The organism is Vibrio lentus (genome assembly GCF_002875945.1).
Classification (GTDB): Bacteria; Pseudomonadota; Gammaproteobacteria; order Enterobacterales; family Vibrionaceae; genus Vibrio; species Vibrio apostichopi.
In genome coordinates this window covers 1-12,027 of record NZ_MCZK01000157.1, presented here as the reverse complement: position 1 = coordinate 12,027, position 12,027 = coordinate 1, and the positions used below count along the sequence as shown (strand labels likewise).

Below are 12,027 nucleotides of genomic sequence, written 5' to 3'. Positions count from 1 at the left end.
ATTATTTACCTTCCTTCTTACACATTGGGAAGCCAAGTGCTTCACGTGACGCGTAGTACGCTTCTGCAACAGCTTTAGTCAGGTTGCGGATACGAAGGATGTAACGTTGACGCTCTGTTACAGAGATAGCTTTACGCGCATCAAGGATGTTGAATGCGTGACCTGCTTTTAGAATGCGCTCGTAAGCTGGAAGCGGCAGTGGCTTCTCAAGCTCAAGTAGCTCTTTACACTCTTTTTCGCACTGGTCGAAGAAAGTGAATAGGAAATCTACGTCTGCGTGCTCGAAGTTGTACGTTGATTGCTCAACTTCGTTTTGGTGGAAGATGTCACCGTAAGTTACGTTAGAGCCGTCTGGTGCTACGTTCCATACTAGGTCGTAAACAGAGTCTACTTCTTGGATGTACATTGCTAGACGCTCGATACCGTAAGTGATCTCACCCGTTACTGGCTTACACTCAAGACCGCCAACTTGTTGGAAGTAAGTGAATTGAGTCACTTCCATACCGTTTAGCCATACTTCCCAACCAAGACCCCATGCGCCTAGCGTTGGGTTTTCCCAGTTGTCTTCTACGAAGCGAATATCGTGAACAAGTGGATCGACACCAAGAACTTCAAGAGAGCCTAAGTACAACTCCTGGATGTTATCTGGAGAAGGTTTTAGAGCTACTTGGAATTGATAGTAGTGCTGCAGGCGGTTCGGGTTTTCACCGTAACGACCATCGGTCGGACGACGAGAAGGTTGAACGTATGCCGTAGACATTGGCTCTGGGCCAAGTGCACGTAGACATGTCATTGGGTGAGAGGTGCCAGCACCTACTTCCATATCTAGTGGTTGAACAATGGTACAACCGTTTTGTGCCCAGTAATCCTGCAGCGCGAGGATCATTCCCTGGAAGGTTTTGATATCGTATTTTTGCATAGTCAGGTTCGCGCGATTCTTTTAAATGAATGATAAAAATAACCTCTGAGTATACCGAGATATTGGTAAAGCGAGTAGGGGTAATCTTGTTTAATTAGTGGTCTAAAATGTCGTTTAGTGGATTTTTTTGCCTTTAATGTTTGTTTTTCGGCACAAGTGGATATTTTGATAACTTTGACACTTGTGTTTGAAAGCGTGGGTGATTAAAATCTCGCGGTCTTTGGGGAGTAGCTTACTTATTCATATCCTATTGAATGAGTTCGTCCGTCAACATAATTGATGCAAAATCATCATGGCGTTCGAGGCAACCACCACCTTGGTGGCGCTTAGCAAGACCTTAGACAAGCATCGTGAACCGGGATGGGGCGCGAGGTTTGTCTTTGGTTAAATATAATAATCTCCATCCCAAATGAGCATGTCGTGAGCGTTTTAGCTATTTCAATTACAACTGTGGCCCTTGCCGAGATCGGTGATAAAACCCAGTTGCTGTCCCTTTTATTAGCCAGTCGATATCGAAAACCGATACCGATCATTGCTGCTATTTTCTTTGCCACTATCGCCAATCATGCCCTCGCTGCATGGCTCGGTGTGGTGATTGCAGATTACCTGTCGCCAGAAGTTTTAAAGTGGGTGCTGGTGGTCAGCTTCATTGCGATGGCGGGCTGGATTCTGATCCCTGATAAATTAGACGATGATGAGCAGATCTCGAACCGAGGGCCATTTGTCGCCAGTTTTATCGCTTTCTTCATCGCTGAGATTGGTGATAAGACCCAGATAGCGACCTCTATTCTAGGAGCTCAATATTCGGATGCTTTAACGTGGGTAATACTCGGTACTACCATTGGTATGTTGCTGGCGAACGTGCCCGTGGTGATCATTGGTAAACTATCGGCAGATAAGATGCCACTTGACCTGATTCGCAAGATCACGGCCTTGTTATTCGTGGGTTTGGCTATCGCAGCGGCGTTCTATTAAGCGGTAGTATTGAGTCTTATTATACTCAACCAGTAGAGTAATGTGTTGCAGGTCATACTCTTACAGTATTGTGGGGTTTATCGAGAGAATGGACATATAACTGTCATACTTGTCATGATATTTTAATCTTGTGAGTTAAGAACACGAGGGCATGATTATGTTGACGCGTTATATGGGTATTACTCCACAAAGCCAAAGTTATCTCTTTACCTTTGGTCTTGCACTTACACTATTAGGCATGGTGTTGACGGACATGTGGCTACCAATGGTGGCGGGTTCGATGATCATGACCGGGCTTGCGGTAGAAGCTTGGATTCGGGTCGCGCATATTATTCCTATGCGAAAAGATATCCGAGAAATTCAGCATCAGCTTGAGCATCTGCAAAGCAAATCTAGAAACGAATAAACAAAAAGCCGCTCGTACTCTGAGTTCTGTTGAAGAACATAAGGTACGAGCGGCTTTTTTGATGCTTGATATTTAGGTGAGGCTTTATGCCTCCAGACCTTTTCTTATCAAATATTGGTAAGGCAAAGCTTCAGTCGCTTGGCCGACTAACTGATGATCCATAAAACGACAAAAACTCGGAATATCACGAGTTGTCGAAGGATCGTCTGCTTTTACCAGTAACACATCGCCATCCTGCATGTTTCTAATTGTCTTCCTGACCATCATTACTGGTTCTGGGCAACGTAGGCCTTCAGCTTCTAAAGTGTGGGTTGCCAGTTCAGGTTTGAATGTCATGGTTTGTATCTCTATATCTATCTAACGAGTGAATAATACGTCTGCAGAAAAAATATGCAATAAGTGCTTGGCAAACAGAATCATTTCCTATAACTTAGTTAACAAGTTGATAACAACTTGTAACAAGGGCAACTAGCTAAGGAGTGGCGATGTTGACAGGATTAGATAGATTAACAATTTATTCAGTTCTCTGTTTTATTTCTTTTTGTGCGTTAGTACTACGCTCATCGACAGAGACCTCTCTAATGCCAATCTTTGGCATAGTAGCAACGATTATTGGTATCTGGGTAGAGATGCGCCGTTGGCAAGGCATAGCCGAGGAGCAAGAGCACTAACCCGGATACAACAAGCAAATTCCGATACGACAACATTCCGACACTATCCCCAGATTTTCTTGGGCTTCCCCGCGTAATTGCGGGATTTTTTTTATCTAAAGCATGCTATAAACAACTTAGTGACCAATGATAATTGTATACAGCTAGGTAAGTGGCGTGGAATTAGAAGACATCTATCGTAGAGACCTGAATTTACTGGTCGCCTTAAAGGTATTGATTGAAGAGGGCAGTGTTAGTCAGGCTGCGCTTCGTCTTAACCTAAGCCAATCGGCAACCAGCCGAGTATTAGGTCGCTTAAGAGAACTACTCAACGATCCCTTGTTTACACGCCAAGGTCAGCACCTTATTCCCACCAAGAAAGCACTCGAGATAAGCCAGCGTATTGATCAGCCTTTGGAGTCTTTTCGCCAACTATTGAGTCCGAGTGATTTCGACCCTTATTATTGCAGTGAGCGTTTTCTGATCGCGACCACTGACTACGCGATGCAAACCATCTTGCCTTATGCTCTGCCGAAGATTTATGAGCAAGCGCCGAACATTTCTTTGGAGTTTGCACCACTGCAGCATGAGCATTTGTTTAAGCAGCTCAGTACCGAACGTGTTGATATGGCGATTTGTCGCCCGAGCGGCAGCATCGCACCACTTCATCAAGAAGTATTGGGGCCGGTGGGTGTATCATGTTTGTTATCTAAAAATCATCCGTTAGCCGATCGATCGTTAAGTCTTGAAGATTATGTTTCTTTACCTCACGCGATGATTGCGATCAGTGATGGTGTTAAGGCTTTACTCGATAACGCTTTAGCTAATCAACAGCCTCGCAAAATGGTGCTGCGCGCTTATCACCTCGAAGCTGCATTAGCGATTGTCGATAGAATGCCATTGGTGATTACTGTACCTGCTGATTTAGCTTATTTAGTGGCAGAGCGTTATGACTTAGTCGTTAAGCCGCTGCCATTTGAGTTTGTGCCGTTTGACTACTCGCTGATCTGGCACTCACGCTGCGATTCTTCTGCCTCGCAACAATGGTTAAGAAGGGTGGTAAAAGAGGAGTGTGGTGAGTTGATTCAGAAGCGTATTGCGGATGTTGGCTTGGGGTAACTTAACTTAGATCTAGCTTTGGTTTACTCGATCTCAATGACGAAAACGCAAAAGGGCTGATTACTATCAGCCCTTTGTTGTTCTAGGATATTTGAGCTTTAGCTGATTATTAAAGCTTTATAACTACGCGACCAGTGATTTGACCGTTAGTGATGTCTTCTGCAGCTTCAATAGCGCCATCTAAAGATACTTCTTTAGTAGCTTGGCCGTAGAAAGATTCAGGTAGCAGCTCAGCAAGTTGTTCCCACGCTTTAATACGTTCCTCACGAGGGCACATTACTGAATCAACACCTTGTAGGCGAACGTTACGCAGAATGAATGGCATTACCGTAGTTGGTAAGTCAAAGCCGCCTGCTAGGCCACACATTGCAACCGCACCGTTGTAATCAATTTGCGCCAATACTTTCGCAAGTACTTTGCTGCCTACTGTATCGATAGCACCAGCCCACAGTTGTTTCTCAAGTGGTTTTGCTGGTTCTTCTAGTTCAGCACGCTCAACAATGCGTGTCGCGCCTAGTGATTTTAGAAGCTCGCCATTTTCTGAAGCACGGCCAGTCACTGCTGCCACTTTGTAGCCCAGTTGGTTAAGTAGAGTGATAGACACGCTGCCTACACCACCACTTGCACCGGTTACTAGGATTTCACCGTCTTCAGGTTTGATACCAGCATCTACGATAGCTTGCACACAAAGCATAGCGGTGAAGCCAGCTGTACCAATCGCCATGACTTTCTTAGCGTCTAGACCTGCAGGCATTGGCACTAACCAGTCACCATTTAGGCTCGCTTTCTCAGCCATACCGCCCCAGTGGCCTTCACCAACACCCCAACCCGTTAGAACAACTTCGTCGCCTGCTTTGTAGCGCGGGTCATCAGATTGTGAAACCACACCAGAAAGGTCGATACCAGGAACCATAGGGAAGTTGCGAACAATGCGCCCTTTACCTGTTATCGCTAAACCATCTTTGTAGTTTAAAGAAGAGTAGCTCACATCAACCTTCACGTTACCTTCTGGTAGTTGAGACTCATCAATTTGAGAAACTGATGCGATAGTTTTTTTGTCTTCTTGGTTTAGTACAAGTGCTTTAAACATGATCTGCTCCGTAGGAGGAATATTAGGAAACTGAAGTAACTTTAGTTGAATCGTTGGAGAAAAAATAATGAAACATCAACATTGAATCTATGCATTTTGTGCATAGATGTAGGTGGTGCTTTTTCTTTTGCCAAGTTCGCTTAACGAATCGATAGATTATCGGATACCGAGTAATAAAAAGTGCAGCTATATAAATATAGCTGCACAAAAGATTACCCTTCAAGTATTACTGTCAGTGATCGCTATGGGCGTTCAAATACCGTTGCAATACCTTGGCCTAAACCAATACACATGGTCGCTAAGCCGTATTTCACGTCTTGCGCTTCCATTAGGTTGATTAGGGTGGTCGATATACGAGAGCCAGAACAACCCAGTGGGTGACCGAGTGCAATCGCACCGCCGTTAAGGTTAACTTTCTCATCAACCACATCCAACAGACCTAGGTCTTTAGCACATGGCAGAGATTGAGCAGCGAACGCTTCGTTGAGTTCAATAACGCCCATATCTTCAATGTTCAGACCTGCACGTTTTAACGCTTTTTGAGTCGCCGGTACTGGGCCGTAACCCATGATTGAAGGATCACAACCTGCGATAGCCATCGACTTCACGCGAGCGCGGATCTTAAGGCCAAGCGCGTTGGCTTTATCTTCACTCATGATCAGCATTGCCGATGCACCATCAGACAATGCTGATGAAGTACCTGCTGTTACCGTGCCGTTAGCTGGGTCGAATACAGGACGAAGTTGAGATAGACCTTCAACCGTTGTTTCTGGGCGAATAACTTCATCGTAATCCAGAGTGAACAGTGAACCGTCTGCTGCGTGAGCTTCTGTTGGTAGGATTTCGTTCTTGAAACGACCTTCTACTGTTGCAGCTTGTGCTCTAGCGTGTGAACGAGCAGCGAAGGCATCTTGGTCTTCACGGCTGATGCCATGCATCTTGCCAAGCATCTCAGCCGTTAGGCCCATCATTCCTGCTGCTTTTGCTACGTGCTTAGACATGCCTGGGTGGAAATCGACACCGTGGTTCATAGGTACATGCCCCATGTGTTCTACACCACCGATCAAGCAGATTTCCGCATCTCCAACCATGATTGAACGAGCAGCATCATGCAAAGCTTGCATAGATGAACCACATAAACGGTTCACCGTTACGGCACCAATTTCAATCGGTAGGCCAGCAAGCAAAGCAGCGTTACGAGCCACGTTAAAGCCTTGCTCTAGCGTTTGTTGTACACAACCCCAGTAAATGTCTTCAATTTCGACAGGGTTTACTTCTGGGTTGCGCTCTAAAATGCCTTTCATCAAATGTGCCGATAGATCTTCAGCACGAGTGTGACGGAAAGCTCCACCTTTGGAACGTCCCATTGGGGTACGAAGGCAATCAACAACAACTACATTATTCATTTTGCTATTCCTTTTCCAAATGTGGGTTACAGAGAACTGGCTTGTTGGCCGTCGTAAAAGCTTTCGCCTTTCGCTGCCATATCAAGTAATAGTTGAGGAACTTGGTACATTGCACCTAAGTCTTGATAGCTCTTCGCCATTTCAACGAAGTTACCAATACCCACACTGTCTAAGTAGCGGAATACGCCGCCTCTGAATGGAGGGAAGCCTAAACCGTAAACCAGTGCCATATCCGCTTCTTGTGGTGTCGCGATGATGCCTTCTTCTAAACAAAGCACCACTTCGTTGATCATAGGAATCATCACACGTTGGATAATTGTCTGGTCATCAAAGTCTTGTGGCTGTTGGCATACGTCAGCCAAGATAGGAAGAATGTCTTCAGAGAAAGTTTTCTTCGGACGACCGCGTTTGTCTACGCTGTACGTGTAGAAACCGCTGCCGTTCTTCTGGCCGTATTTTTCAGCGACGTAAAGTGCGTCAATCGCATCACGACCTTCTTTACCCATGCGCTCAGGGAAACCTTGCGCCATTACTGCTTGTGCATGGTGTGCTGTGTCTAAACCTACAACGTCTAGCAAGTAAGCAGGGCCCATTGGCCAACCGAACTTGCGCTCCATGACTTTATCGATCTTAGTGAAATCAGCACCGTCGCGTAGCAACATGCTGAAACCGCCAAAGTAAGGGAAAAGTACACGGTTAACGAAGAAGCCTGGACAGTCGTTAACAACGATAGGGGATTTACCCATCTTCGCTGCGTAAGCAACCACGCGATTGATCGTTTCTTCAGAAGTATGCTCGCCACGGATGATCTCAACCAAAGGCATGCGGTGCACTGGGTTAAAGAAGTGCATGCCACAGAAATTCTCTGGACGCTTCAAAGATTTCGCTAACAGGTTAATCGGAATCGTTGAGGTATTTGATGTTAGAACCGTGTCTTCACCAACCAAACCTTCCACTTCGCTCAGTACGGCTGCCTTTACTTTAGGGTTCTCTACAACTGCTTCCACAATCACATCTGACTGCTCAACACCTGCGTAATGTAGGCTTGGAGTAATAGAAGACAGAATGCCTGCCATCTTGAACCCATCTAGGCGGCCGCGCGATAAGCGTTTATTCAACAGCTTAGAAGCTTCGTTCATACCAAGATCAAGCGATGCTTGTGCGATGTCTTTCATCATCACTGGCACGCCTTTCAAGGCTGACTGGTAAGCAATACCGCCGCCCATGATGCCAGCGCCAAGTACTGCTGCACGTTCAGTCGCTTTGTTGGCAGACTTACCCGCTTGTTTCGCTAGGCCTTTGATGTATTGGTCATTCAAGAATAGACCGACCAATGCTTTTGCTTCTTCAGATTTCGCTAGCTTAACGAAGTGTTTACGTTCGATATCTAGTGCTGCATCGCGATCGCTACGTGCTGCTTCTTCGATAGCGATAACCGAAGTGATTGGTGCTGGGTAATGAGGCCCTGCTTTTTGAGCCACTAAGCCCTTAGCCATAGTAAAGCTCATCATCGCTTCTAGTTTGCTTAATGAAAGCGCTGATGTTTTTTGTTTACGGCGTAGCTGCCAATCAAGTTTCTCATTGGCTGCTAGAGAAACAGTGTTAATCGCTGATTCTAGTAGTTGATCGGTTTCAACAATCGCATCTAACAAGCCAACTTTAAGTGCCTCATCGGCACGGCATGCTTTACCTTGCGTGATAATTTCCATTGCGCTGTCAGCACCGATAACACGTGGCAGGCGCACACAACCACCAAAGCCAGGCATGATGCCAAGTTTGGTTTCTGGTAGACCTATGCTGGTGGTCTTGTCACCGATACGGAAATCGGTCGCTAAGACACATTCACAGCCGCCACCTAGGGCATGGCCACGCATCATTGAAAGAGTTGGGACAGGAAGGTCTTCGAGCTTGCTGAAGATTGAATTCGCGAATCTTAACCATTCATCAAGTTCTGCTTCTGGCTTAGCAAATAGGCCAAGAAATTCAGTGATGTCTGCGCCTACGATGAACGCGTCTTTGTTTGAAGTTAAGATTAAACCACGTAATCCAGCGTGAGCATTAAGAGCATCTAACGCTTTATCTAGTGATTCTAAAGTAGCAAGGTCGAGTTTGTTTACAGAGGCTGGCGCACAGAAGCTAAGCTCTGCAATACCGTCTTGTAATTCCTTTACCTGTAAGGTGTTAGCTTGGTAAATCATTGTCTATCTCCATGACATACAATCCACGATTGTTTGAGAGAATCTTGTTATCTTTCTATTATTGTAGAATACCTGGTAAGACCAGTTATCTTAGTCTGTACCTCTGCTTGGTGAATTTCAATACATTTTTTAAACAATTGTTTAACATTGTGCGATGGCACAGATCCTCTAACCCTTATTATTCACGCGTGATACACTTCGCCGCTCTTATTAATTAAGTTAACGATATGAATGAACAGCCCTATTTAATACCGTCTACGTCGGCTCTGTTTGAAGAAGAGATAAAGAAGAGCGTCTTCATTACTCATCTTGCTCATACTCCAAGTGTAGAAGCTGCTAAACAGTTCGTAGAACAGGTAAAAAAAGAGCATTCATCAGCGCGACATAATTGTTGGGGTTTTGCTGCAGGGCGACCTGAAGACTCAATGAAATGGGGCTTTAGTGATGATGGAGAGCCATCTGGTACTGCGGGTAAGCCTATTTTGGCGCAACTGTCTGGTTCTGGTGTCGGTGAACTGACGGCTGTTGTCACTCGTTATTCTGGCGGAATCAAGCTTGGAACGGGTGGCCTAGTAAAGGCTTACGGTGGTGGAGTACAACAAGCTCTCAAGCTGCTTCAAACTATCGAGAAAAAAATAACCACAAAATTACGGCTAGAGTTAGACTATGGCTTTGTGCCAATCGCGCAATCCATTATGGCTCAGCATCAGGCTGTTGAAGTCCAAGCGGATTATGGTGTTCAAGTTGAGCTTATTATTGAAATAGAGCTCCTTCAGGTAGATTCGTTTACCCAAACCATGATCAATAAAAGCGGTGCCAAGGCACTGGTAACGAAAGTCAAAGACAACTAGGAAGTGTGAAGCATTTCGCTTCGTTCAATAGCTCATGCAATTTCGCTCAATTATTCGAATCGTCGGATTATTATTAGCACTTTTTAGTGTATCAATGCTCGCACCTGCGCTCGTCGCACTGATCTATAGAGATGGTGCGGGTGTGCCATTTGTGACGACTTTCTTCGTTCTATTATTTTGTGGAGCAACTTGCTGGTTTCCAAACCGACGCTATAAACATGAATTGAAGGCGCGAGATGGCTTTCTCATTGTGGTGTTGTTCTGGACGGTAATCGGCAGTGCAGGCGCATTGCCGTTTTTGATTGCGGATAATCCGAGCGTTTCCGTTACTGATGCCTTTTTTGAATCGTTTTCTGCATTAACAACGACAGGTGCAACGGTTATTGTTGGACTCGATGACTTACCCAAGGCAATTCTATTTTATCGCCAATTCCTGCAATGGTTTGGTGGTATGGGTATCATCGTATTGGCGGTAGCCATCCTCCCGGTTCTGGGCATCGGTGGTATGCAGCTGTATCGTGCTGAAATCCCGGGCCCTGTAAAAGACAGTAAGATGACCCCGCGCATTGCTGAAACGGCAAAAGCGCTCTGGTACATCTATCTCAGCTTAACTATTGCTTGTGCGGTAGCGTTTTGGCTTGCTGGCATGAGTTTCTTTGATGCAATCAGCCACAGTTTCTCAACCATTGCTATTGGTGGCTTCTCGACTCACGATGCGAGTATGGGGTACTTCAATAGCCCTGCTATCAATATGATTACGGTCGTGTTCCTTCTTATCTCTGCGTGTAACTATTCTCTTCACTTTGCAGCATTTGCTTCAGGTGGCGTGCATCCTAAGTATTATTGGAAAGATCCTGAGTTCCGCGCCTTTATCTTTATTCAAGTAGTCCTGTTCTTAGTTTGTTTCTTATTACTGCTGAATCATCACTCTTACGATTCGTATTATGATGCTTTCGATCAGGCGCTGTTCCAGACAGTATCTATTTCAACAACCGCAGGCTTCACTACCACCGGTTTTTCTGAGTGGCCGTTGTTCTTACCTGTGCTGCTTCTGTTCTCTTCTTTTATAGGTGGGTGTGCAGGTTCAACGGGTGGCGGTATGAAAGTCATTCGAATATTGCTGCTTACCTTGCAAGGTGCTCGTGAAATGAAGCGTCTTGTTCACCCGCGAGCTGTTTATACCATCAAGGTTGGTGGTTCGGCACTACCACAACGTGTCGTTGATGCGGTTTGGGGCTTCTTCTCTGCATACGCATTGGTTTTTGTGGTTTGTATGTTGGCTCTTATTGCTACGGGGATGGATGAGCTTAGTGCTTTCTCTGCTGTAGCGGCAACATTGAATAACCTTGGTCCTGGTCTTGGCGAGGTTGCAATGCACTTTGGCGATGTTAATGACAAAGCAAAGTGGGTATTGATCGTGTCTATGTTGTTTGGCCGTTTAGAAATATTCACCTTATTAATTTTATTGACCCCTACGTTTTGGCGTAGCTAAGGACATACCGTGGCAAAAGCTCTATTTTTGTATTCAAGCCGTGAAGGGCAGACCAAGAAAATCTTGAACTATATAAAAGAAGAAATGAATGAGTTCGAATGTGAGCTTCAAGATCTGCACACTGTTAATAATGTCGACTTTGCTCAGTACGACAGAGTGTTGATTGGTGCATCTATTCGTTACGGTCACCTTAATAAGAAGCTATACCAGTTTATTGATGCCAATCTTGCTCAGCTGCAATCAAACAAGGTCGCTTTCTTCTGCGTTAACTTAACGGCTCGTAAAGAAGACCAAGGTAAAGATACCCCAGAAGGTAGCGCTTATATTAAGAAGTTTCTTCTCAAGTCACCGTGGCAGCCGACTTTGATCGGTGTATTCGCGGGTGCCCTCTATTACCCTCGTTATAATTGGTTCGATAAAACCATGATTCGCTTCATTATGAATATGACAGGTGGAGAAACGGATACAACCAAGGAAGTTGAGTACACGAACTGGGAAAAAGTCTCTTTGTTCACTGAAAAACTAAAGAATATGTAAGATAAAAGCCTACTTTTGAGGCGTTTTGAGTTCTTTTTAATCGAACGAATAAAAAAACGAGAAAAACTTCAAAAAGGGCTTGCCAGTGTGATCGAAATCTCTATAATGCCACCTCGTTGAAACGGGAAGGCTTCGAAAGAAACCAAAACGAATCAGCAGGTCAAATTAGCCAAGCTAAGCGCTTGAAAAAAGTTTTGAAAATAGTGGTTGACACTAAAACTTAAATCGCTAAAATGGCCGTCCGATTTGAGCGAAGCTCAAAAAGGAAAAGCTCTTTAACAATTTAAACCTATCAATCTGTGTGGGCACTCGTTGATGAATATCAAAACGTTTTATCGTTAGATAAAACAGATTCTTCGGAATCAAAATTGATTTCAATGAACT

12 protein-coding genes and 1 riboswitch are annotated in these 12,027 nt (G+C 44.9%); of the genes, 7 read left to right on the top strand and 5 right to left on the bottom strand.

All coding sequences use genetic code 11. The features are described 5' to 3' along the window. Position 1: 1 nt before the first annotated feature. A complete protein-coding gene (glyQ, locus tag BCT49_RS19485; protein ID WP_065111980.1) occupies positions 2-919 on the bottom strand; it encodes a glycine--tRNA ligase subunit alpha in 918 nt (305 codons plus the stop codon). A 210-nt stretch (positions 920-1,129) separates the two neighbouring features. Continuing rightward, positions 1,130-1,305, top strand: a riboswitch (yybP-ykoY riboswitch). A 34-nt stretch (positions 1,306-1,339) separates the two neighbouring features. On the opposite strand from glyQ, the gene BCT49_RS19480 reads away from it, so the two are divergent. Continuing rightward, a complete protein-coding gene (locus BCT49_RS19480) occupies positions 1,340-1,894 on the top strand; it encodes a TMEM165/GDT1 family protein (RefSeq protein WP_102437576.1) in 555 nt (184 codons plus the stop codon). 151 nt (positions 1,895-2,045) lie between these two features. Beyond that, positions 2,046-2,300, top strand: a complete 255-nt coding sequence (locus tag BCT49_RS19475) for a hypothetical protein (protein ID WP_198595882.1) — start codon at positions 2,046-2,048, stop codon at positions 2,298-2,300. An 84-nt stretch (positions 2,301-2,384) separates the two neighbouring features. Here the strand turns inward: BCT49_RS19475 and tusA are convergent, their stop codons facing one another. Continuing rightward, positions 2,385-2,636, bottom strand: coding sequence for a sulfurtransferase TusA (gene tusA, locus BCT49_RS19470; RefSeq protein WP_017055492.1), 252 nt, complete (start codon positions 2,634-2,636; stop codon positions 2,385-2,387). Positions 2,637-2,785: 149 nt separating this feature from the next. Between tusA and BCT49_RS19465 the strand changes: the two genes are divergently transcribed. Next, positions 2,786-2,971: a hypothetical protein gene (locus tag BCT49_RS19465; RefSeq protein WP_004736674.1), complete on the top strand. Its 186-nt coding sequence runs from the start codon at positions 2,786-2,788 to the stop codon at positions 2,969-2,971. 156 nt (positions 2,972-3,127) lie between these two features. After that, entirely contained in the window at positions 3,128-4,069 is a 942-nt protein-coding gene (locus BCT49_RS19460) for a LysR family transcriptional regulator (protein ID WP_102437574.1), read from the top strand. A gap of 109 nt (positions 4,070-4,178) precedes the next feature. Here the strand turns inward: BCT49_RS19460 and BCT49_RS19455 are convergent, their stop codons facing one another. The 3 genes from BCT49_RS19455 to fadB form a co-directional block, all read right to left on the bottom strand. Next, positions 4,179-5,159: an MDR family oxidoreductase gene (locus BCT49_RS19455; RefSeq protein WP_102437572.1), complete on the bottom strand. Its 981-nt coding sequence runs from the start codon at positions 5,157-5,159 to the stop codon at positions 4,179-4,181. A 242-nt stretch (positions 5,160-5,401) separates the two neighbouring features. Next, positions 5,402-6,565 (bottom strand): acetyl-CoA C-acyltransferase FadA, encoded by a 1,164-nt coding sequence (fadA, locus tag BCT49_RS19450; protein ID WP_065111981.1) that lies wholly within the window; start codon positions 6,563-6,565, stop codon positions 5,402-5,404. A 26-nt stretch (positions 6,566-6,591) separates the two neighbouring features. After that, a complete protein-coding gene (gene fadB / locus BCT49_RS19445; protein ID WP_009848167.1) occupies positions 6,592-8,763 on the bottom strand; it encodes a fatty acid oxidation complex subunit alpha FadB in 2,172 nt (723 codons plus the stop codon). Between the two features lie 227 nt (positions 8,764-8,990). On the opposite strand from fadB, the gene BCT49_RS19440 reads away from it, so the two are divergent. Genes BCT49_RS19440 through hemG form a run of 3 tightly spaced genes read left to right on the top strand, consistent with a single transcriptional unit; the run spans position 8,991 to position 11,643 of the window. Then, the gene (locus BCT49_RS19440; RefSeq protein ID WP_102437570.1) at positions 8,991-9,614 is read left to right on the top strand and encodes a YigZ family protein; all 624 of its coding nucleotides are present in this window, start codon (positions 8,991-8,993) and stop codon (positions 9,612-9,614) included. A 34-nt stretch (positions 9,615-9,648) separates the two neighbouring features. After that, positions 9,649-11,106, top strand: coding sequence for a TrkH family potassium uptake protein (locus BCT49_RS19435; protein ID WP_012602960.1), 1,458 nt, complete (start codon positions 9,649-9,651; stop codon positions 11,104-11,106). Between the two features lie 9 nt (positions 11,107-11,115). After that, positions 11,116-11,643 carry a menaquinone-dependent protoporphyrinogen IX dehydrogenase gene (gene hemG, locus BCT49_RS19430; protein ID WP_102437568.1) on the top strand — a complete coding sequence of 176 codons (528 nt, stop codon included), beginning with the start codon at positions 11,116-11,118 and terminating at the stop codon, positions 11,641-11,643. Positions 11,644-12,027: the final 384 nt, after the last annotated feature.

Coding starts and splice junctions, on each gene's coding strand:
- glyQ (WP_065111980.1), bottom strand. CDS start 919: ATGCAAAAATACGATATCAAAACCTTCCAGGGAATGATCCTCGCGCTG.
- BCT49_RS19475 (WP_198595882.1), top strand. CDS start 2,046: ATGATTATGTTGACGCGTTATATGGGTATTACTCCACAAAGCCAAAGT.
- tusA (WP_017055492.1), bottom strand. CDS start 2,636: ATGACATTCAAACCTGAACTGGCAACCCACACTTTAGAAGCTGAAGGC.
- BCT49_RS19465 (WP_004736674.1), top strand. CDS start 2,786: ATGTTGACAGGATTAGATAGATTAACAATTTATTCAGTTCTCTGTTTT.
- BCT49_RS19455 (WP_102437572.1), bottom strand. CDS start 5,159: ATGTTTAAAGCACTTGTACTAAACCAAGAAGACAAAAAAACTATCGCA.
- fadA (WP_065111981.1), bottom strand. CDS start 6,565: ATGAATAATGTAGTTGTTGTTGATTGCCTTCGTACCCCAATGGGACGT.
- fadB (WP_009848167.1), bottom strand. CDS start 8,763: ATGATTTACCAAGCTAACACCTTACAGGTAAAGGAATTACAAGACGGT.
- BCT49_RS19440 (WP_102437570.1), top strand. CDS start 8,991: ATGAATGAACAGCCCTATTTAATACCGTCTACGTCGGCTCTGTTTGAA.
- BCT49_RS19435 (WP_012602960.1), top strand. CDS start 9,649: ATGCAATTTCGCTCAATTATTCGAATCGTCGGATTATTATTAGCACTT.